Annotated in this window: 18 protein-coding genes; 11 read left to right on the top strand and 7 right to left on the bottom strand. The window is 34.0% G+C overall.

Features of this window, described 5'->3' with window-relative positions; translation table 11 throughout:
• The first annotated feature begins 5 nt into the window (after nucleotides 1-5).
• The 3 genes from P8625_RS01940 (at nucleotide 6) to P8625_RS01950 (ending at nucleotide 3,996) form a co-directional block, all read left to right on the top strand.
• Nucleotides 6-2,159: a TonB-dependent receptor gene (locus P8625_RS01940; protein WP_279651821.1), complete on the top strand. Its 2,154-nt coding sequence runs from the start codon at nucleotides 6-8 to the stop codon at nucleotides 2,157-2,159.
• Between the two features lie 66 nt (nucleotides 2,160-2,225).
• Nucleotides 2,226-3,128 (top strand): cation diffusion facilitator family transporter, encoded by a 903-nt coding sequence (locus tag P8625_RS01945; protein ID WP_279651822.1) that lies wholly within the window; start codon nucleotides 2,226-2,228, stop codon nucleotides 3,126-3,128.
• A 37-nt stretch (nucleotides 3,129-3,165) separates the two neighbouring features.
• On the top strand, nucleotides 3,166-3,996 hold the full coding sequence (locus P8625_RS01950) for a prohibitin family protein (protein WP_279651823.1): 831 nt from the start codon (nucleotides 3,166-3,168) through the stop codon (nucleotides 3,994-3,996).
• Between the two features lie 168 nt (nucleotides 3,997-4,164).
• Here the strand turns inward: P8625_RS01950 and P8625_RS01955 are convergent, their stop codons facing one another.
• The 6 genes from P8625_RS01955 to P8625_RS01980 all read right to left on the bottom strand — a co-directional run bounded on the left by P8625_RS01955 (nucleotide 4,165) and on the right by P8625_RS01980 (nucleotide 9,301).
• Nucleotides 4,165-4,644 (bottom strand): sterol desaturase family protein, encoded by a 480-nt coding sequence (locus tag P8625_RS01955; RefSeq protein WP_279651824.1) that lies wholly within the window; start codon nucleotides 4,642-4,644, stop codon nucleotides 4,165-4,167.
• Nucleotides 4,645-5,037: 393 nt separating this feature from the next.
• Entirely contained in the window at nucleotides 5,038-5,619 is a 582-nt protein-coding gene (locus P8625_RS01960) for a YceI family protein (protein ID WP_279651825.1), read from the bottom strand.
• Nucleotides 5,620-5,715: 96 nt separating this feature from the next.
• Complete coding sequence (locus tag P8625_RS01965) at nucleotides 5,716-6,981, bottom strand: hypothetical protein (protein ID WP_279651826.1); 1,266 nt, start codon at nucleotides 6,979-6,981, stop codon at nucleotides 5,716-5,718.
• The gene (locus tag P8625_RS01970) at nucleotides 6,978-7,562 is read right to left on the bottom strand and encodes a YceI family protein (RefSeq protein WP_279651827.1); all 585 of its coding nucleotides are present in this window, start codon (nucleotides 7,560-7,562) and stop codon (nucleotides 6,978-6,980) included. The genes P8625_RS01965 and P8625_RS01970 overlap by 4 nt, the downstream gene beginning before the upstream one ends.
• Before the next feature lie 549 nt (nucleotides 7,563-8,111).
• A complete protein-coding gene (locus P8625_RS01975; protein ID WP_279651828.1) occupies nucleotides 8,112-8,810 on the bottom strand; it encodes an OmpA family protein in 699 nt (232 codons plus the stop codon).
• A gap of 14 nt (nucleotides 8,811-8,824) precedes the next feature.
• Nucleotides 8,825-9,301, bottom strand: a complete 477-nt coding sequence (locus P8625_RS01980) for a lipocalin family protein (protein WP_279651829.1) — start codon at nucleotides 9,299-9,301, stop codon at nucleotides 8,825-8,827.
• Between the two features lie 212 nt (nucleotides 9,302-9,513).
• Here P8625_RS01980 and rocD point away from each other — a divergent pair, with 212 nt between their 5' ends.
• Nucleotides 9,514-10,794, top strand: coding sequence for an ornithine--oxo-acid transaminase (gene rocD / locus P8625_RS01985; protein WP_279651830.1), 1,281 nt, complete (start codon nucleotides 9,514-9,516; stop codon nucleotides 10,792-10,794).
• An 83-nt stretch (nucleotides 10,795-10,877) separates the two neighbouring features.
• On the opposite strand, the gene P8625_RS01990 is transcribed toward rocD, so the two are convergent.
• Nucleotides 10,878-11,528 (bottom strand): DUF937 domain-containing protein, encoded by a 651-nt coding sequence (locus P8625_RS01990; protein ID WP_279651831.1) that lies wholly within the window; start codon nucleotides 11,526-11,528, stop codon nucleotides 10,878-10,880.
• Between the two features lie 123 nt (nucleotides 11,529-11,651).
• On the opposite strand from P8625_RS01990, the gene P8625_RS01995 reads away from it, so the two are divergent.
• From P8625_RS01995 to P8625_RS02025, 7 genes are all read left to right on the top strand, one after another.
• Entirely contained in the window at nucleotides 11,652-12,977 is a 1,326-nt protein-coding gene (locus tag P8625_RS01995) for a dicarboxylate/amino acid:cation symporter (protein ID WP_279651832.1), read from the top strand.
• Between the two features lie 18 nt (nucleotides 12,978-12,995).
• Entirely contained in the window at nucleotides 12,996-13,832 is an 837-nt protein-coding gene (locus P8625_RS02000) for a sulfurtransferase (protein WP_279651833.1), read from the top strand.
• 510 nt (nucleotides 13,833-14,342) lie between these two features.
• Nucleotides 14,343-15,368: a LacI family DNA-binding transcriptional regulator gene (locus P8625_RS02005; protein ID WP_279651834.1), complete on the top strand. Its 1,026-nt coding sequence runs from the start codon at nucleotides 14,343-14,345 to the stop codon at nucleotides 15,366-15,368.
• A gap of 133 nt (nucleotides 15,369-15,501) precedes the next feature.
• Nucleotides 15,502-16,878 carry an MFS transporter gene (locus P8625_RS02010; protein WP_279651835.1) on the top strand — a complete coding sequence of 459 codons (1,377 nt, stop codon included), beginning with the start codon at nucleotides 15,502-15,504 and terminating at the stop codon, nucleotides 16,876-16,878.
• The gene (pgmB, locus tag P8625_RS02015; RefSeq protein WP_279651836.1) at nucleotides 16,878-17,525 is read left to right on the top strand and encodes a beta-phosphoglucomutase; all 648 of its coding nucleotides are present in this window, start codon (nucleotides 16,878-16,880) and stop codon (nucleotides 17,523-17,525) included. Before P8625_RS02010 ends, pgmB begins: the two co-directional genes overlap by 1 nt.
• A gap of 93 nt (nucleotides 17,526-17,618) precedes the next feature.
• On the top strand, nucleotides 17,619-19,925 hold the full coding sequence (locus tag P8625_RS02020) for a glycoside hydrolase family 65 protein (protein WP_279651837.1): 2,307 nt from the start codon (nucleotides 17,619-17,621) through the stop codon (nucleotides 19,923-19,925).
• A 235-nt stretch (nucleotides 19,926-20,160) separates the two neighbouring features.
• The gene (locus P8625_RS02025) at nucleotides 20,161-22,578 is read left to right on the top strand and encodes a glycoside hydrolase family 31 protein (RefSeq protein WP_279651838.1); all 2,418 of its coding nucleotides are present in this window, start codon (nucleotides 20,161-20,163) and stop codon (nucleotides 22,576-22,578) included.
• Nucleotides 22,579-22,598 lie beyond the last annotated feature (20 nt).

A 22,598-nucleotide genomic window follows, 5' to 3' on the forward strand; every position in this document is an offset into this window, starting at 1 on the left:
AATAAATGGTTAAAAATATAGTTTTAGCGATAGTAATGGTGCTATCAGCTATTCAAATAAAAGCACAAAATTCAATAGAAGTTAAAGTAATTTCTGACGAAAAAGAACCGATAATTGGAGCTTCGGTATATATAAAAAACACCAGCTTAGGCGCCGAAACAAATTTGAAGGGTATTGCAAAAATCACTACCATACCTAACGGAACACAAACGTTGGTAATTTCATTTATAGGGTTTGAAACGATTGAAAAAACAATGCAGTTTCCAACGAACAAAACTCAAATCACGGTAGAACTCCATGAAGATGAAGAGTCTTTAGAAACCGTCGTTATACAGTCGACAAGAAGTAAACGGTCCATAGCAGAAATACCCACTAGAATAGAGGTTATATCTTCTGAAGAATTAGCAGAAAAAGCATTTATGAATTCATCAAACATTGCCATGCTTTTACGCGAGAGTACAGGAATACAAATGCAACAAACCTCTGCCAATTCAGCGAATCAAAGCATTCGTATTCAAGGATTGGATGGTCGGTTTACGCAATTGCTAAAAGACGGATTTCCATTGTTTGGAGGTTTTTCAAGCGGATTGAGCATTATGCAAATTCCACCATTAGATTTACAACAGGTAGAAATTATAAAAGGAAGCTCGTCAACATTATACGGTGGCGGTGCTATTGCGGGTTTGGTAAATTTAGTTTCTAAAAAACCAAAAAACGAACGAGAAATGAACCTCATGTTCGACCAGACTTCTCGTAACGGAAGCACCTTAAACGCTTTTTATAGTGAACGTTTCGATAGGTTTGGAGTTACGCTATACGGTTCAGCAAATAGGCAACAAGCAACCGATGTAAACGACGATCGTTTTTCAGACATTCCAAAAGTTCGAAGTGTAACGATAAATCCGTCAATATTTTACTATCCTAGCAAACAAGAAGAATGGCGTTTAAATTTTGGCACAACTCTAGAAAATCGCACTGGTGGTGCTATGGATGTTATAGCAGGAAATACATCATTAGAAAATGGTTTTTATGAAAAAAATAAAACAGAACGCTACTCGACACAACTTTCGTATACAAATGATATTTCAGAAGAAAAAAGTTTTCATTTTAAAAATAGCATCAGCTACTTTACAAGAAATTTAGCCTTATCAGATTACGAGTTTGATGGAAAGCAATGGGCTAGTTTTACAGAAGCAACATACAACTGGTATAACACGACTTCCGATTGGGTTTTAGGAGGAAATATGATTACTGAAAATTTTATAGAAAAACCAACTACAAACCTAGATAGAAGTTATGAGCAGTTTACTGTTGGGGCATTTACACAAAATAACTGGAGACTCACCAAAAGTTTAACACTAGAAAGCGGTTTACGAACAGATTATAACGACCATTACGGAGTTTTTGTGCTACCCAGAGCCTCTTTATTTATAAAGTATAACGATAACGTATCGAGTAGAATAGGAGGAGGCTTAGGATATAAAATACCTACTATTTTTACAGAAGATGCTGAATTGCGTTCGTATCAAAATGTAATGCCTATTAATGTCTCAAATTTTAAACCCGAAACTTCTGTAGGTTTTAATGCAGATATTAATTACAAAACCAAAATTTTAAACGATAATGTATCGTTGTCATTCAATCAATTAGTTTTTTACACACAAGTAAAAAATGCACTGTTGTTAGAAGAAAATGCTACGAATTATGAGTTTGTAAATTCCAATAGCCCGTTAAATAGTTATGGAGCAGAGACCAATTTAAAGTTAAAGTATAAAGATTTTATACTGTTTACCAATTACGCGTATAATAATGTCGAAATTAATAAGAATCAAAAGGCATTAACCCCTAAGCACAGTTTTGGAGGCGTGTTAATGTACGAAGTACACGGTACCTGGCGAATAGGTTATGAAGCCTATTACAAAAGTTCGCAGTTAAGAAATGACCTTACACAAACACCCGACTTTTGGACGATGGGTTTCATGGCAATGCGAACATTTGGAAAAATTAGTTTGTATGCAAATTTTGAAAATTTTACCGATACCAAGCAGCAAAATTATCAAGAAATGATCCAACCACCTCATAACAATCCTAGTTTAACAGATATATGGGCGCCGACTGATGGATTTGTATTTAATACAGGAATCTTAGTAAAATTATAAAAAAGGGGAGTTTAAAACGTCCCTTTTTGCATCTTTTTTATACATTTAGAGTCAACTTATAAAAACATGGGGCATAACCATCACCAACACTCACACGGAAATTCTACAAGCAATATTGCTGTGGCCTTCTTTTTAAATTTTGGGTTTACAATTATTGAATTTATTGGAGGTTTTTATACCAATAGCTTGGCAATAATGTCTGATGCTTTACATGATTTAGGAGATAGTTTAAGTTTAGGTTTATCGTGGTACTTTCAAAAAAAATCTAACAAAAAGGCGACTAAAACCTATTCATACGGATATAAAAGATTCTCTCTTTTAGGAGCCATCGTCAACTCAATAATATTAGTTATAGGTTCGGTGTTTATTATTAAAGAGGCAATTCCGAGAATACTACATCCAGAAAATGCTGATGCCAAAGGAATGATGTGGTTAGCGGTTCTAGGAATTATAGTAAATGGAGCTGCGGTGTTAAGGCTAAAAAAGGGAACCTCAATCAACGAACGAGTAGTTTCCTTACATTTATTAGAAGATGTACTAGGCTGGGTGGTTGTGTTGTTAGCGAGTATTGTTATGCAGTTTTGGGATGTTCCTGTGCTAGATCCTGTTTTATCAATCGCCATCGCTGCTTTTGTTTTATATAACGTGTACAAAAACATAAAAGAAAGTTTGCGAATTATATTGCAAGGAACCCCAGAGAATATTTCTATAAATGAAGTTCAACAAAAAATAGTTTCAATGAAAGAAATTGAAAGTATTCACGACTCCCATTTATGGACAATGGACGGCGAGTACCATGTGTTTACAGCTCATATTGTAATACAAGATAAAGAGCTATCTTGGGAAAAAGGCGACGAAATTAAGCAGCGTGTGAAACAGATGTTGCATGATGATTTTCACCTAGAACATATTACTCTTGAATTGGAGTTTGCATCGAAAGAGTGCTCCTATAAAAACTGTGGTTCTTGAAATTTAGTTGTACCTTTGGGTATAAAACACAGAAATAATGACAAGAAACCAAGTAGAACTTAAATTCCCAAAGTTTGGAATGCTCATTCCAGTAGCAATAATTTTAATAATTTTTATAGCAAAATCAACCGAGACCATCAAATCAGGGCAAGCAGGAGTACTGTATAAAACCTTTGGTGGAGGGGTAGTAACCGACCAACCACCATTGGGAGAAGGATTTCATATCGTTGCTCCTTGGAACAAAGTTCACGTATATGAAGTACGACAACAAGAACTTTTTGAAAAAATGAAGGTGTTATCGTCTAACGGATTAGAAATTCAAATTGATGCTTCTGCGTGGTACCAACCCGTTTACAAGGATCTAGGAAATTTGCACCAGACTTTAGGAGAAAATTATTTGCAGCGTGTTATTCAACCTGCTATTCGTTCAGCGGCTCGTAGTGTCGTTGGTCGCTACACACCTGAACAACTGTATTCTAGTAAAAGAGATGCCATTCAGGATGAAATTTTTTTAGAAACCAAGAAAATTTTAGAGAAACAATACGTTCAGTTAAATGAGGTTTTAGTGAGAGACGTTACCTTACCGCCAACCATTAAAGAGGCGATTGAGCGTAAATTAAAGCAAGAGCAAGAGTCTTTAGAATACGAGTTTAGATTGGTAACAGCTCAAAAAGAAGCAGAAAAGCAAATTATTGAAGCCAAAGGAAAGGCAGATGCCAACAGAATTTTAAGTGCTTCGTTAACCGATAAAATTTTACAAGACAAAGGTATAGAAGCGACCAATCGATTGGCAAATTCTAATAATAGTAAGGTGGTTATTATTGGTTCTGGTAAAAGCGGAATGCCGATTATTTTAGGAAATCAATAAATTAAGCGCTCTATTTTCTGAAGGATAAAGCGACATTTTATCATAAAGTAAAAACGGTTACTTAGATGGATAATTCAATGAATGAATAGCCGTATAAGTAACCGTTTATCTTGTTTTGTAGTAGAGTAATCTGAGGGTTTATAGATAAACAGTACTTTAAATCACTATTTAATCGTCAATAAACTGGCCTTCTTTTGTTTCGGTTCTCAGTTTAGGCATGGTATTAAACACATAGTCCCAAAGAGGAGAGGAGACACCAAAAGCTTTATTTGGTTGTCTGTAATGGTGTACAGCATGATGATACCACAATGTTTTTAAAAATTTTTTATGTACTCTAAAAATGTGAACACTATAGTGAATAGTTAAGTAAATCGTACATCCCATTAAGAACCCTGCCAAAAAACCAAAGACTAAGTCTCCTAAAATTACCCTGTATAAGATAAAAAAGAGAGTAGCCAAAATTAAGGCTAAAATAGGGGGCATAGCCAAACGCTTTTTGTCTTTTGGATAATCGTGATGCACCCCATGCATTTTGTAACTCATATCTTCCATGGTGTGGGTATGAGGTTTTATATGATATACATAACGGTGCATAAGGTATTCTACTAAAGTAAATACGAATAAACCTGCAAAAAATAGTATAATCATTTCGGGAGTAGTAAATCCTTTTTCTATGATGCCATAATAAATAAGGCATGTAGAGATTACACTAAATATAACTAGTGGAATAGCAATATGAGTTTTGGTCAAACGTTCTAAAAAAGGATTTTTAAAAATTTGACCGCTGCCCTTATTTTTCGGACGCTTAGGTCTGTTTTGAAGTGTAGTTATAACTTTGGTTTTGAGATAAATTTACTAAAATTTGATTATAGCTGTATGCTAGTTTAGCACTTCAGAGCCAACAATTATTGAAGTTTTAGTGTATAAACAATTAAACGAGTTGCAAGATTACACTGTGTTGAAATGAGTATGAATACCCGCAAAGCAAGTTTTAGAAAGGAAGTTATTGTAAAAAAGAAGGTTTAAAACGTACAAAGAAAATCAATTTTTCTTAATCTCTTTGTTTTTAATATTTAAGTCAAAGTGTATTTCAATAGCATCAGATACGACCACTAAACCTAACATTTTTCTCGGTGCTTCTAACTCAAAGTCGCTAAGTTTTACATCCATACAACCCTGAACAGAAAGGTGTTGTTCATTACTAATTTTTATGGGTACGGTAATTTCTTTTTTTCTGCCAGCAATTTTTAGTTGTACTCTTGCAAGTGCCTGTTGTTGACTTATTAAATCTATCTCGTTCAACAAAATTTCAATGTTCGGATATTGTTTGGTTTTCAGAAGTTTTAGAAAGTCCTTGTTCATCATTTTCTTTCCACAATCAAAACATGAATTGGCTATTTTTAAGTTGGCATTTCGAAATGATATCTTTTTTCCACGCTGCTCATACCCAACGTCTAGTGTAGGGTTTACAAACTGAAAGTCGAGTTGACATTCAAAAGTATTAATATTGGTATAACCTAAGATAGTAAGCTTACTGTCGTTTGAAATAACTACGGTTGTAGATTTCGAAGTTGTTAAAAAAGGGATGAGTAAAATACTTAAATAGGTAACTAACAATCTCATAAGATTCAAGTATTTAGTTACTGCAAATATAATAAAATAATAAAAAGAACCTCATATTCATGAAGTTGAATATGAGGTTTTAAAGTTTTGTACTTATTAGAAGCTAATTACAGTTTCAAACATGATACCATTAAACTTAGCATCGTTAAAGATACTAGTAGTGTCATAGCCATCGTGTTTTTGATTTACGTACTCAAATTTAGCTAGAATATTTTTAGTCATAAACCAACCTGCTCCAAGTTGGAATCTAGAAATTTCAATTTCACCTTCACTTCTATCTTCTGCATCTACTTTATTATAACGACCTCCGATAAAGAATTTTTCATCATTACCAAATCTGTAGATTAACTCAGTAGAAAACTGGGTCGCTGTTCTTTCTTCTGCTTCGCTATCAGCTTTACCGCTGGCAGTCTCAAAAGTTCCAAAAAATTCAAGTCCTTTATATTTTACAAAAGGATTGATCATGATGGCAGTGATTTGATTTCTCAACCCAGGGTTATAACGACCAGATCTGAAGTTAGATCTAGCAGAAGCTTCGTCATCTTCAAGAACTAGATAATATCTAGAACCTGCTCTATCTGCACTATATAAATAACTATTTCTTACAAAACCTGTGTTATAAATCGAACCTGTAAGTCTGAAGCGTAAATCATTATCAAACTGTTTGTCATACCCTAGTTTCGCTATAAAAGACGCACCACCAGTACCAGGATTATCAACACCTTGGTTTAATTTACCGTTGGTAACACCCATCATTCCAATAAAACCATTTCTTTGATAGTATAATTCAGCACCTACCTCTGTTGTAAAGGCATCCATAATTAAGTTTCCAACAAATGGATTGTAAATAGCTTGCGCATTGTCAGATCTTCTAAAATGTGCATCACCATAATTGTTTTCCATATGACCTATTTTTAAGGTAGCATACTGCATAAAATCTTCAAGGAAACCTTCTTTTATGAACTCTAATTTATCAAATTGAATATAACCTCCTTTTACGTAAGGCTCTGGATGGTGTCTTGAAGAAAGGTATGTTCTTAAATGCATTCTTATACCGTCATACAATGCAACATCCAAATCTAAATTGGCAGTGGCTAAGTTAAAGTTGTCACCAATCTCTTTAAGAGGAACGATTCCTGAATTTTCGTGGTTAAGTGCTTGAAATTGAAGTGATGATGAACCACCTATTCTTACCTTAACACCATCAAAGGTAGATTCTGTTGATTTTGGAGCTTCAAAAACGTTGATACCTCTTTTGTCTGGCTGTCTGTAATTATCTAAATCCCTGTTTTTTTGTGCACTAAGGGGTAAGACAAATAAAGCCATTAATACTGCTAATGCTATTTTAAAATTACTTTTCATGATTGTTCTGTTTTAAATTTTGTATTGAATTTTATAGTTATTTGATCGCCTGTGGTTATAGCACCCAATAAAGCTTTTGGAGGCTCTATACCATAGTCTGTCATATGTATTACTTTGCTACCTATAATGCCAATGCCATCTTGGTTTTTTGACACTAAGAAGGTAATTAATATAGAACGTTTTTGTCCTGCTACCTCTAAATCTCCAGATACTTTCATGCGATAGTTGCCGTCTTCAAGAGGAGTAATAGAATTCATTTTGGTCATTGTAAAGGTTATGAATTCATGTTTTTTTGTCTTTAAAGCTTTGTACGTGTTCTTGTCCATACTTTTTTTACCACTCTTTAAAGATGTAGACTTTATCTTTATGAATAAATGGTTAATGTTAAAACTTTCCTCAGTTACTGCATTTACCTCTCCATCAAATGTCTTGGTTGTCACATCCCAGTCATGCAAACTAGAAGTTCCAGAAACCGTAATAATAGACTTAGTTTTGTCTATTTGAAATTGTTGAGAATTTACTTGCCATGCGAAAGAAAACACCAACAACAAATTGCATATTATAAACTTACTTTTTTTCATTTTTTTATTTATTTCTATAACAAATTTCGGATTAAAATAGTTGAGTAAAAATGATAATTATCATGGTTTTTGAAAAATAAAAATCCTTATTTATTAAATATTATTTAAAATATGAAGTAAACATATAGCTTGTATTAATGAAAATAAAAAATATTGTATTTATTTTGATGATTTCGTAATTTTAAGGCAGACTTGAGAAAAATATTTTTTCACGAGTTGAAATGTATAAAAACTCTCAAAAATCGATAAAAAAACATTAACGTCATTATTGTAAAAAAGAAGGTTTCTGCTCGAAAAAGTATATGATTTTGAAGGTGTATTCAGGCAAAACTTAAACGACAGAAAATGACAACGATTTGTAAGATTAAATCTTGTTCATTACATACCAAAAAATATCTTGCTTCTTGAAAACTGAAGGCTAGTAAACAAATGGATTAACAATATAAATCAAAAGAAAAAATCTCTCAACAAACAGCTGTTCGTTGAGAGATTTTATAGTTTTAATCCTGATAATAACTGTAACGTATATTCAGGATAACGAATTGTTTTTTAGTTTTTACCTGCTTCTTTTTTAGCCTCTTCTATCATTTCTTCATTCGCTACAATGGCAAATTCAACACGTCTGTTTTGACTTCTTCCTTCAGCAGTATCATTTGTAGCTATAGGATCTTCAATTCCCATTCCTTTTGTTTGAAAACGACTACCGTCTAAACCTTTGCTAGCTAAGTAGTTTCTTACAGAGTTAGCTCTTTTTTCAGAAAGCATTTGATTGTAATCAACAGCACCGGTATTGTCTGTGTAACCATAAATTACAATATTAGTGTTTTCGTAATCTTTAAACACAGGAACTAATTTGTCTAAATTAGCTTGTGCAGTGGCAGTTAAAGTAGCTTTGTTCGTAGCAAATTGAATCGCGTTTTCGCCCAAAGTAAGTTTGATACCTTCTCCGATTCTTTCAACATCTGCACCAGGCAATGCTTCTTCAATTTCACGGGCCTGTTTGTCCATTTTATTACCAATAACACCACCAGCAACACCACCAACAACACCTCCTAAAATGGCACCAAGTTCAGAGTTGTTTCCACTACCTACGTTGTTTCCAATAACAGCACCTATCACAGCACCGGCAGTAGTACCGATAGCAGCACCTTTTTGAGTGTTGTTAGCATTCTCAATAGATTTACATGAAGTAAAAATAGTTCCTGCTAAAAATAAAACTGATAAACTATAAATGATTGATTTTTTCATAATGTATTTGTTAATTATTGTCTTTGAAATGAGTATGTTATGTCTTCTATTTTTCCTGCAACATTTACTTTGTCAATTAAGTCAAAGCTATTTTCTGTTACATTGTTTAATTTTAAAATATAACCGCTATTTACATCTTTTGCCTTGTGGCTATCGATGATTTTTAAAATAAAGTTTCCGTCAGTATTAACATACCAAGTAATTGGCGAGCTAAAGTCTTTACAATCGGTACTAGGGTTGTTTAAACTCATTTCTCCTTCATTGTTATTTGAAACAAAACTCCAGTTACTACCAATAAAGCACTTAGAGTCTTCTACATTGAAAGAATTTACGGCTAAGTAATTAGAACCAGAAAAGTTAACCGCAGTAATGGTCCAATTCCCTTTTAGCATTCGCTCAGTTTTGTTATCAAGCTTTGTATTTGTTACAGAGGTAGATTTACAGCCTACAACTATAAAAACGAATAAGCATATAATTGAAAGTTTTTTCATAATTAAAAGTTTAGTATTTTTCTGTTTAGACACAAAAATACAAACATGGTCACTTAATATTTAACTCAATACAATTTTTGTTATGCTCATTTATTTATTAATTTGCACGTTTTTAGGGATGATTTCTTTCCCACGCTGAATTTTCGAGCTTTCGAAAGGATAAAGGTAGACAAGGAATGGTTATTTTATTCACATTTAAAAAAAATATTAAAATGGCTGTTTTAGACCAATTAACTTCGCAGCAAGCGATTGACTTAGAAAACAAATACGGAGCACATAACTACCACCCACTACCTGTAGTATTAAGTAAAGGAGAGGGAGTATATGTGTGGGATGTTGAAGGGAAAAAATACTATGATTTTTTATCAGCTTATTCAGCGGTAAATCAAGGGCATTGCCATCCAAAAATTGTTGGAGCAATGGTAAACCAAGCACAAACTCTTACATTAACATCTCGTGCGTTTTATAACGATATGTTAGGGAGGTATGAAAAATTTGCAACTGAATACTTTGGTTTCGATAAATTATTGCCAATGAACACAGGGGCAGAAGCGGTTGAAACTGCGTTGAAAATATGTAGAAAATGGGCGTATGAAATTAAGGGAATTGAAGAAAATGAGGCGCAAATAATTGTTTGTGAAAATAATTTCCACGGAAGAACAACCACCATTATTTCGTTTTCAAGTGATTCAGTAGCGCGTAAAAACTTTGGACCATTTACTAAAGGATTCATAAAAATAGAATACGATAATTTACAAGCTTTAGAAGAAGCCTTGGAAAGTAACGACAATATTGCAGGTTTTATGGTAGAACCTATTCAAGGAGAAGCGGGTGTATATGTGCCTTCTGAAGGATACCTAGCAGCTGCAAAAGCTTTGTGTAAAAAACACAATGTGTTATTTATTGCAGATGAGGTACAAACGGGTATTGCACGTACGGGTAGATTATTAGCTACCTGCGGAAATTGTTCATGTGAGGATAAAAATTGCTCTGGAAGTCCTGAGGCAAAACCAGATGTTTTGATCTTAGGAAAGGCATTGAGTGGTGGAGCATATCCAGTTTCTGCGGTACTGGCAAACGATGGTATTATGAATGTAATTGAGCCAGGGAATCATGGTTCTACTTTTGGAGGAAACCCTGTTGCGGCTGCAGTTGCAATAGCTGCCTTAGAGGTAGTTCGAGATGAAAAATTAGCAGAAAATGCCGATCGCTTAGGAAAGATTTTTAGACAAGAGTTAGCCGAATTTGCCAAAGAAAATGAGTTAGTTTCTTTAGTAAGAGGTAAAGGCTTATTAAATGCAATTGTAATCAACGATACAGAAGATAGCTCTACAGCTTGGGATATTTGTATTAAATTACGTGATAATGGATTGTTAGCAAAGCCAACACATGGTAACATCATTCGTTTTGCACCGCCATTGGTAATGAATGAAGAAGAATTAAGAGATTGTATTCGTATTATTAAGAAAACAATAACAGAGTTTGAAAAATAAGCTGTAAAGGGCTTTGAGCATAAAAAGAGGCTGTTTTAAAAAATAAAACAGCCTCTTTATTTATATTTATAAAGTTTTCTAAACTATTTTCTTCCAAAAATACCACCTAGTAGTCCTCCCAACAGACCGCCTGATTTTTGTTGACTGCTACTGCTATTTCCTAGAACCATTCCAGCAACATCATCAACAATACTTCCATCACCATCAGCATCTAAAATTTGTTCTAAGAAGCTTTGCTCTCTTTGAGTAGAATTTCCGCCCAGTAAACCACCTAATAATCCGGTTAAATCACTAGCACCTCGAACATTGTTTTCACGTTTTTGTCTTCCTAAAACACCCATTAAAATAGGAGCAGCTGTTTTTAAAATATCGGCTACAACACTGGTGTCTACTCCAGCTTTTTGTCCTATTACCTTTTCTACTCCGTGTTTTTTATCGCCTAATACATGCCCTAAAATTTTATCTCCATCTTGCCTTACTTCCTCATCAACGCCACCGCGAAATAAATCACCAAGGCTATCTAAAATACCTCCATCATGTTGATCAAGAGCGCCCATTAGTCCCTCAGCTCCTTTCGGAGTAGATGCATTACGTTGCATTGCCTTCATCAAAACGGGTAACGCCATGGTTAATACACTGCTAGTTTTACTAGTATCTTGTCCTGTTGATCCTGCAACTCCTGATATAATTGCTTTACCTGCATCACTATTTAATAAGTCTAAAATTCCTGTCATTTTTATAATTTTAATAAGGTTAGTACTTAGTTTCTAAAGATAAGACACAAGAAGGAAATAACCGGTCACTTTTTTAAATAATTCTTTTTACCTTACAGCCTCTTAAAAAACGGATAGAATTATATGAAGAAAATTGCACTACACTGGCAAATTTTAATAGGAATGGTTTTAGGTATTCTTTTTGGATTAGGAATGACCTTTATAGATAACGGAGCTTCATTTGTTTCTGATTGGATAAAACCCTTTGGGACTATTTTTGTAAAGTTATTAAAACTCATAGCCGTACCCTTAATTATCGCATCTTTGGTTAAAGGAATATCAGACTTAAAAGATATTTCTAAATTTAAAAATATAGGGTTACGTACGATATTGATATATATAGGTACTACTGTAATTGCTATAACAGTTGGACTAATACTCGTTAATATAGTACAGCCAGGAAATGGGATTTCTGAAGAAACCATAACCAAATTAACAGCAGATTATGCCAATAGTGAAGGGGTGCAAGCAAAGATAGCCGAAGCTAGTAGGCAAAAACAAAGCGGACCGCTTCAATTTTTAGAAGATATGGTGCCTGATAATGCGATGCAGGCAATGAGCAATAACAAAGCAATGCTACAAGTAATTTTCTTTACTATTTTCTTAGGAATATCGATACTATTGGTAGGAGAGAAGAAGGCAAAACCATTAAAACAATTTTTTGATTCATTGAACGAAGTTGTACTAAAAATGGTAGACTTAATTATGCTAACAGCTCCTTATGCAGTATTCGCTTTGTTAGCAAATGTGGTGGTATCTTCTAACGACCCAGATTTGTTATTGGCTTTATTAAAATATGCACTAACAGTAGTGGGAGGACTCTTAATTCTTATAATCTTTTACATGGTATTAATAAGTGTTTTTACCAAGAAAAATCCAATGTGGTTCTTACAACAAATTAGTCCAGCACAATTGTTAGCATTTTCTACAAGTTCGAGTGCTGCAACACTACCAGTTACGATGGAACGTGTAGAAGAGCATATTGGAGTTGATAAAGAAGTATCGAGTTTTGTATTGCCCGTAGGAGCTACCATAAATATGGACGGAACGAGTCTATACCAAGCGGTTGCCGCAGTTTTTATATCGCAAGCTTTGAGTTTTGATTTGACCTTTGCAGATCAGCTTACTATTATTTTAACTGCACTATTGGCTTCCATAGGTTCTGCAGCCGTACCGGGTGCAGGAATGGTAATGTTGGTCATCGTATTAGAATCAGTTGGTTTTCCAGCAGATAAATTAGCTATTGGTTTGGCATTAATTTTTGCAGTTGATAGACCGCTAGATATGTGTAGAACAGTTATCAACGTAACGGGTGATGCAACCGTTTCTACACTAGTAGCAAAATCTGTAGGAAAATTAGGAAAACCGCATCCTAAAAATTGGGACGACCATTACAAAGAGGTAAAATAACCTTATATATTGAATACCATGCTAACAGTAGATTCGCCCATAGTTTCGGTTGATTGGTTACAAGATAATTTGCATGCAAACAACCTAATAGTTCTTGATGCCAGTTTAGAAAAGGTAGGAAAAGACGTTTTAGATGCAATAGAAAAAAAGCAAATTAAAAATGCGGTTTTCTTTGATTTAAAAAATGTCTTTTTAGATCTTAAAGGAACATATCCGAATACGATTCCATCAAAAGAACATTTTGAAAAAGAAGTACGAAAAATAGGAATAAATAAAGATAGTTGTATAGTTGTATACGACGATTTGGGCATATACTCTGCCCCGAGGGTATGGTGGCTATTTACAACATTTGGTTTCACAAACATAGCCGTACTCAATGGTGGTTTCCCTGCATGGAAAAATGCGGGTTTTGAAGTAGAATCTAAAAAGGAAAGAAAGAATGCTACGGGTAATTTTGAAGTGAATTTTAAAAAGAACAGATTAAGCACCACAGCAAGCGTATTCATGGCTTCTCGAGATAAGAAAATTATTTTAGATGCCCGCTCTAAAGCAAGATTTGATGCTACTGAACCAGAACCCAGAAAGAATTTGCGAGGAGGTCATATTCCAAATTCTAAAAACTTGCCTTACACAGAATTATTAGTAGATGGAAAAATGAAGTCTAAAAAAGAACTCCAGAAAATATTTTCAAAAATAAATCCGAATCATGAGGAAATGATTTTTACATGCGGATCGGGAATTACGGCATGTATACTAGCCATCGGGGCAGCAAAGGCAGGATACACAAATTACAGTGTGTACGATGGTTCTTGGACTGCATGGGCAAGTGAACTGGAATTACCAGTTGAAAAATAAAACACCTAAAACATAGATTCTATCTTAGAATAAAATTAAACGAACTGACACTATCTTCTTATCTGAAAAATTTATGGGTAAGGTAACCATTAGGCTAGGTTTTAAATCTTATCTAAGATTTATAAACATAAATAAAGGAAATAGCAAAAGGTAAAATGCTATTGCATAATTCGGGTATAATAACTATATTAACATCACGGAGTTTCTCTACCGTAGCGTTATCTACTTTTTTCTTCTTAATTTTTGCTAAGCAAATAATTAAGAATAAAAAAAGGAATACAACATCAGATAAAAATTATTTTAAAATACCTTATCGTTTTAGGTTAAAATACGTGTAAATTTGATGTATGAATTATCAATAAATTTACTTTCCACATGGTGAATGTAACAATAAAAATTACTCTATAACTATTGAAAACACTACGAAACCGTTTTCGTGTTGATAAGTTTTTAACATTATCATAAAATAGTAGGAATATAGAGAAGGTTAAACAATCATTTTTGTAAAATATGAAACCGAGAATTACCATAAAGACAATAGCTAAAGAGTTGGGGGTGTCTATTTCAACGGTATCTAAGGCACTCAAAGATAGCTATGAGATAAGTCAAGAAACGAAAGATAGAATAAAAGCGTATGCAGATTATTACAATTATCGCCCAAATAACTTAGCATTACAATTAAGAAATCAAAAAACAAAAGTAATAGGCATCATACTACCACAAATAGTTCATCACTTTTTTTCAACGGTAATTAAAGGAGTTGAACAAGAAGCAAGTAGTAGGGGGTATAGTACCATGGTTTGTTTTTCTAATGATGAAGAAAAAAAGGAGGTAGAAACAATAAGCTTGTTAACGAATGGTAGTGTAGATGGCTTGCTGGTTTCTATGGCTAAAGAAACATTAGAAAATCAACATTTTCAACATTTTAAAAAGCTAATTGAAGATGAAGTTCCTTTAGTTTTGTTTGATAGAACCCATGAAGCTATTGAATGTGATAAGGTAATTGTAGATGATTTAAGTGCAGGCTATAAAGCAACACAGCATTTATTAGATCAAAACTGTAAAAACATAGCAATAATAACTACCCCTAAACATGTAACTGTTGGCTTGCACAGAGAAAGAGGATATGAGAAAGCTTTAGTTGAAGCAGGTATTAAAATTGACAGAAAATTAATTATAGAAATTGATGAAAAGCAAGATATTTATCTTCAAATACTAGCACTATTTAATCAAAAGATAGATGCGGTGTTTGCTGTTAATGAAATTTATGCAGCAATCGCTATTAGGGTTGCCAAGGAAAAGAAAATGAAGATACCAGATGATATTTCGATAGTTGGTTTTACAGACGGACTCATATCTGAATACTCGTCACCATCAATAACAACAGTAGCACAACACGGGTTTACTATGGGAAAACAGGCCGCTGAGATGTTGATTGACAGAATAGAAAATGACAAGCAAGAAAAACAAATTCAAACAAAAGTAATATCAAGTAACTTAAAGATAAGAGAATCTAGTAGATTTTTAAAAAACTAATATTTTTTTTGGAGGGATAAATAAAAAATAATATATTCACCCCGTTGAAAATGACTTATCAATAATTTTCTTTCCACACATTAATTTAGATAAGTCGTAGCGCTTATCGTAGTATTAACTAATAATTACGATAATGATTAAGCGTAAATTAAGTTTCTGGGAAATCTGGAATATGAGTTTTGGATTTTTAGGAATTCAGTTCGGGTTTGCCCTTCAGGGTGGTTTCATGTCACGAATTTTTCAAACATTAGGTGCCGGAAAGGAAGATATTCCTTTGCTATGGATTGCTGCACCCTTAACAGGATTAATAGTACAACCCATTATTGGATACATGAGTGATAGAACATGGAGTCCGAAATGGGGAAGAAGAAGACCTTATTTTTTAATAGGGGCTATTCTTAGCTCTTTTGCACTATTTTTTGTGCCACATTCATCCGCTTTGTGGATGGCAGCTGGTTTTTTATGGATTTTAGATGCTTCCATAAATATATCTATGGAACCTTTTAGAGCACTTGTGGCAGATAAGCTACCAGACTCTCAACGTTCTTATGGCTTTGTAGTACAAACTTTAATTATTGGAATAGGTACCTGGGTTGCAAGTAACTTACCTTGGTTTGTTTCTAAGCTTGGAGTAAGTGACACTGCCGAAATAGGAGTTGTTCCCATGTCTGTTAAGGTAGCCTTTGCCATCGGAGCTTTTGTCTTTTTACTCAGCATTCTGTACACTGTTTTTACGACTACAGAATACCCACCAGAAGATATGGAGGAGTTTGAAAGGGAAAAAGCCCAAAAGAATCAATTTATACCAAATATTGTAAATAATATAGGTAACATGCCACTAACCATGAAAAAGTTAGGGGTAATACAGTTTTTTAGCTGGTTTGCCTTTTTTACAATGTGGAGTATGGCGAATCCTGCACTTACCGAGCATGTTTTTAAAACACCTGCTCCAGTAGAGGCAACATACAACATGAACATTTCAGAGCAAAAAGAAGCTTTCGATATTGCTAACACTGCTTTTCAAAAATCATCTAACTTAGTAGGTTCTTACATGGGGATTTACGGACTTTCCTCAATGGCTTTTGCCTTGTTATTAGTGTTTTATACAGCCAAACGAAGAATAAACAGAAAATATGTGCACATGTTCTCGTTATTGTTAGGAGGCATTGGGTTTATGATGATGAAGTATATACCTTCCCATGAGTACTTAACGATATCTTTTATTTTAATAGGTTTTGCCTGGGGTAGCATTTTATCGATGCCATACGCCATGCTATCAAGCTCTGTAGACCCCAAAAAAATGGGAGTTATCATGGGAATATTCAATATGTTTATTGTAATTCCACAAATTACAGCAGCAGTAGGAGGTGTGAATTTTGTTTCAAACCTTTTTGGTAAAGAAACCATAAATGCGATGATGGTTGCTGGCTTAAGTTTGATAATAGCCGCATTGAGCAACTTTCTAATAACGAACAAAAACGCAATTACTTACCAGCCAGAAACTGAATAATGAATACCAAAGGATTTATTTTTGATTTAGATGGTGTTATCGTTGACACCGCCAAATATCATTTCTTAGCTTGGAAAAAGCTAGCGAATGGTATAGGAATAGATTTTACACACGAGCAAAATGAACAATTAAAAGGAGTAAGTCGTGTAAAATCGCTTGAAAAAATTTTAAGCTGGGGAAATAAGGTGATTTCTGATGATGAATTTTCGGAACTCATTAGTAAAAAAAACAACGACTATTTGAGTTATATAGAACAAATGAGCACACAAGAGATTTTACCAGACATACCTAAAGTACTTAACTATTTAACCGATAATAACATTCCTGTAGCCTTAGGGTCTGCCAGCAAAAATGCAAGAGCAATACTTCAAAAGGTAAACCTAATTTCAAAATTTAATGTTATTGTAGATGGCAATGATGTAACAAAAGCAAAACCCAACCCAGAAGTGTTTTTAACTGCCGCACAAAATTTAGAAGTAGCTCCTGAAAATTGCGTGGTATTTGAAGATTCTTTGGCAGGCATTGAAGCAGCTAAAAATGCGAATATGATAGCCATAGGAATTGGAGATGTAACTATTTTAAACAAAGCAGATTTTGTTTTCAAAGATTTTACAGAAATAGATCTTGAATTTATAGCTCAACTATAAAAAGTAGCTGACTAATGGATAAGGTATTTTAATAAAGTAATACAAACAAACAACATCAAAAAGAATTTTTCTTTTTAAAAACAGAAAGTAAAAATGAATCAGAATTATATCATACCCAACGAATGGAGCATAGTAGAAGAAGGATTTGATACCACTAAGGTAAAATCATCTGAAAGCCTTTTTAGTATTGGTAATGGAGCTATGGGACAAAGAGCTAATTTTGAAGAAGATTATTCAGGTGATACTTTTCAAGGAAGTTATATTGCAGGAGTGTATTATCCAGATAAAACCAGAGTTGGATGGTGGAAAAATGGCTATCCTGAGTACTTTGCAAAAGTATTAAATGCTCCTAACTGGATAGGAATTCACATAACTATTAACGGAGAAACACTAGATTTAGCTACCTGTAAAAAAGTAACCAATTTCAGAAGAGAATTAAATATGAAAGAAGGTTGGTTAGCAAGAAGTTTTCAAGCGACTTTACCAACAGGCATGGAGGTAAAAGTAAACACAAAACGCTTTTTAAGTTTAGAGCTAGAAGAAGTAGGAGCCATTGAGTATACTGTAACCCCAGTAAACGAATATGCAACTATTGAATTTTCTCCTTATTTAGACGTGGCAATAATCAATGAAGATAGTAATTGGGATGATAAGTTTTGGGAGATAGTAAGTACTTCTTTCGATGAAAAACAAGCTTTTATTCATACACATACCCTAAAAACAGAATTTCATGTATGTACTTTTATGGAATCGAAAGTATTTATTGATTCACAAAAAGTTTATCAGGTTCCTGTTAAAAAAATTAGTAACAGCAAAATAGCATTTACCTATAAAGTTGAGGTAGCACCTACTGAAAAAGCTACCTTACATAAGTTTGCAGGATATACTGCTGATAGAAATTACCGTAAAGAAGAGTTGGTAATTGCTGCTCAAAAAACTCTTGAAAAAGCTGTAAATATGGGCTTTAATGATTTATTAGAGCTTCAAAAACAAGCATGGTTGAAAATTTGGAATATGGCAGATATCATCATAGAAGGTGATGTAAAAGCGCAGCAAGGAATACGTTTCAATATATTTCAATTAAACCAAACCTATCTAGGAACCGACCCTCAGCTAAATATTGGTCCGAAAGGATTCACAGGAGAAAAATACGGAGGAAGTACCTATTGGGATACAGAAGCCTATTGCATACCTTTTTACATGGCTACTAAAGACCAGCAAGTAGCGAGAAACCTCTTAGAATATCGTTATCATCACTTAGATAAAGCAATAGAAAATGCCGAAAAACTAGGATTTAAAAACGGAGCTGCTTTGTACCCTATGGTAACCATGAATGGCGAAGAATGCCATAACGAATGGGAAATTACCTTCGAAGAAATTCACCGAAACGGGGCTATTTCTTTTGCAATTTATAACTACTACCGTTATACAGGAGACTACTCATATATCCCTGAAAAAGGATTAGAAGTTTTAATAGGGATTGCTCGTTTTTGGCAACAACGAGTAAATTTTTCTACAGCAAAAAACAAATATGTAATTTTAGGAGTAACTGGCCCTAACGAATATGAAAATAATGTTAATAACAATTGGTACACCAACTATATAGCCAAATGGTGCATAGAATACGCTTTAGAAAGTATTGAAAAAGTAAAAACAGAGTACGCTTCAGATTATGAAAGAATCATGGCAAAAACCAATCTTTCTGAAGCAGAAATGTTACACATGAAAGACGTAGTAAAAAACATGTACTTTCCCTTTTCAGAAAAGCATCAAGTTTATTTACAACAAGATGGTTTCTTAGATAAAGAACTAATTACAGTTGCCGATTTAGACGTTTCACAAAGACCTATCAATCAAAAATGGAGTTGGGATAGAATTTTACGCTCTCCCTACATAAAGCAAGCGGATGTACTTCAAGGATTTTATTTTTTCGAAGACCATTTTACCGATGAAGAATTAGAGCGTCATTTTGATTTTTATGAACCTTTTACCGTACATGAAAGCTCACTTTCCCCTTGTGTACATAGTGTACAAGCAGCTAAGTTAAATAGAATGGAGCAAGCATATACATTTTATTTAAGAACCTCTCGCTTAGATTTAGATGACTACAACAAAGAAGTAGAAGAAGGCTTACATATAACTTCTATGGCAGGAACTTGGATGAGTATTGTAGAAGGCTTTGGAGGTATGCGTGTTGAAGATAACATATTAAGTTTTGAACCTAAAATTCCAAAACAATGGCAAGGCTACTCCTTTAAAGTAAACTTTAGGGGACAAATACTTAAAGTGTCTGTAGACCAGTACGATACAAAATTTGAGTTAGAAGGAAGTAAAGAATTAGAAATCTTGGTGAATAACAAAACCGTAATTGTTTCTCCTAATAATTTAATTACCGTTTAATGTATGCAATCTTTGCAGTTCTTATGCTGCAAAGAATATTCCTTCAATGAGAAAAACGATACAAATCAGAACTTTCAGAATGTAGAAGTTAAAGGAGCAGACCATAGTGAAAACTCTTTAAATAAACGATTTAGATAAACCGTATTTCTTTTTATTAGCCAAGAATATGATAAAAAGAGATAGCTTAATTACCAATTCATATGTTGGTTATTATGCAGTCATTAAAATATAAAAAATGATTGAACAGAATTTAAAACAACTCAGAAGCGTAATAATAATGCTGGGAGTTTGGCTCATAAGCTACACTTCTTTAGCACAAAATGCAGGTAGAAAATTTATAAAATTTGAGCAACAAGCAAACGAAAACTTTATCATAAAAGTAAATGACGGTACGTATCGAATACAATTTTACACGCCAGAAATAGTAGAAACCACTTTTATTCCCGAAGGTCAAGAATTCATAAAAAAATCACATGCAGTTGTTTTAGTTCCAAAACACCACAAAACAACACTCCATCAAGAAGAAAATTTTATTTCTTTCAAAGTTAAAAATGGAATTACAGTTAAAATTCAAAAATCTCCTTTTAAGATTTCCTATTACTATGAAGGAAAAGAATTAACCTCTGAAAAACAAGGATATCAATCACAAAATGACGGAGAACATATTCAGTTAAACCTTACTCCAGAGGAAGTTTTATATGGGGGCGGAGCCAGGGCCTTAGGAATGAATAGAAGAGGATATCGTTTGCAGCTATACAATAGGGCGCACTACGGATATGAAACACACGCTGAGTTAATGAATTACACCATGCCTATTGTGATTTCTTCCAAGAAATACCTACTTCATTTTGATAATGCACCCATAGGCTTTTTAGATTTAGATAGCCAAAAAAACAATACGTTGACCTATGAAACTATTTCGGGTCGTAAAACCTATCAAGTGATTGCAGGAAAAACATGGGTTGATATTCTAAACAATTACACAGAGTTAACAGGAAAACAACCGATGCTGCCCAGATGGGCATTAGGAAATTTCGCTAGTAGATTTGGATACCACTCTCAAAAAGAAGTAGAAAATACCATTCAAAAATTTCAAGACGAAAAAATTCCTGTAGATGCAATTATTTTAGACTTGTACTGGTTTGGAAAAGACATCAAGGGTACGATGGGAAATTTAGAAGTTTACAAAGACTCTTTTCCAGACTTTGAGGGAATGATACAACGATTAAAGAAAAAAGGAGTCAAAACAATTACCATCACCGAACCTTTTGTACTTACCACTTCAACGAAATGGAAAGAAGCCGTCGAAAAAGATGTTTTAGCAAAAGATTCCGTAGGAAATCCTGCCAAATACGATTTTTACTTCGGAAACACAGGTATTATAGATATTTTTAAACCCGAAGGAAAACAATGGTTTTGGTCTGTATACGAAAAGTTAGCTAAAAAAGGAGTCGCAGGAGTTTGGGGCGATTTAGGAGAACCAGAAGTACACCCCGATTGGGTACAACACGCTACAGGAACAGCTAATGAAGTTCACAACATTTATGGGCATCATTGGGTTAAATTAGTAGCAGAAGGCTATCAAGAAAAATTCCCAACAACTCGTCCTTTTATACTCATGAGAGCAGGATATTCAGGCTCGCAACGATATGGTATGATTCCTTGGTCGGGCGATGTGAATAGAACCTGGGGAGGCTTACAAAGTCAACCAGAAATAGCCTTACAAATGGGAATGCAAGGACTCGCTTTTATGCACAGCGATTTAGGAGGTTTCGCAGGAAACAATTTAGACGATGAATTGTATGTACGGTGGCTACAATATGGCGTGTTTCAGCCTATTTTTAGACCCCACGCACAAGAAGAAGTGCCCGCCGAACCCGTTTTTAGAGAATCTCGCGCCAAACAATTAGCCAAAGAAGCAATAGAACTAAGATATAAATTACTGCCTTACAATTATACCCTACTATATAAAAACCACAAATTAGGCACCCCATTAATGCAACCGTTGTTTTTTGAAGAAGAAAGCAAACACACCCAAGAGGTAGTATCTACCTACTTATGGGGATCTAATTTTTTAATATCACCCATAACCCAATCAAAAATAACCACACAATCCATTTACTTTCCAAACACCTCCAATTGGTTTGATTTTTACACCGGTAAAAAGTTTGCTGCAGGAAGTACGGTTTCGTATAAAACAAGTGAAAATTCAATCCCAACATTTGTAAGAGGAGGAGCATTTATACCAATGGCAAAACCAATGCAACACACAGAAAGTTACAAGGGTTCTAACTTAGATATACATTATTACTACGATTCAGAAGTTGTAAAAAGCAACGATGTAATGTATAACGACGACGGTGTAACACCCAATGCTTTTGAAAAAGGAGCCTATGAGCTGTTAACCTTCAAAAGTAACAATACAACAAAACGAATAATTTTAGAATTGAAGGCGAATACTGGCGAAAACTATAATACCAACCAAAAGCAAATAGATTTTACCATTCATAACATATCGAAAAAACCAACATACATTAAAAAATGTGGTAAAAAAATACCTTTTAAGTGGAGCCCAACCACCCAAAAAGTACAATTTTCTACCGATTGGAATACAAAAGAGGTAACCAAATTCAAACTCAAACTAACCCAATAGCCCTTAGAAAACGAATAAAG

This window comes from Tenacibaculum tangerinum, from assembly GCF_029853675.1.
GTDB lineage: Bacteria > Bacteroidota > Bacteroidia > Flavobacteriales > Flavobacteriaceae > Polaribacter > Polaribacter tangerinum_A.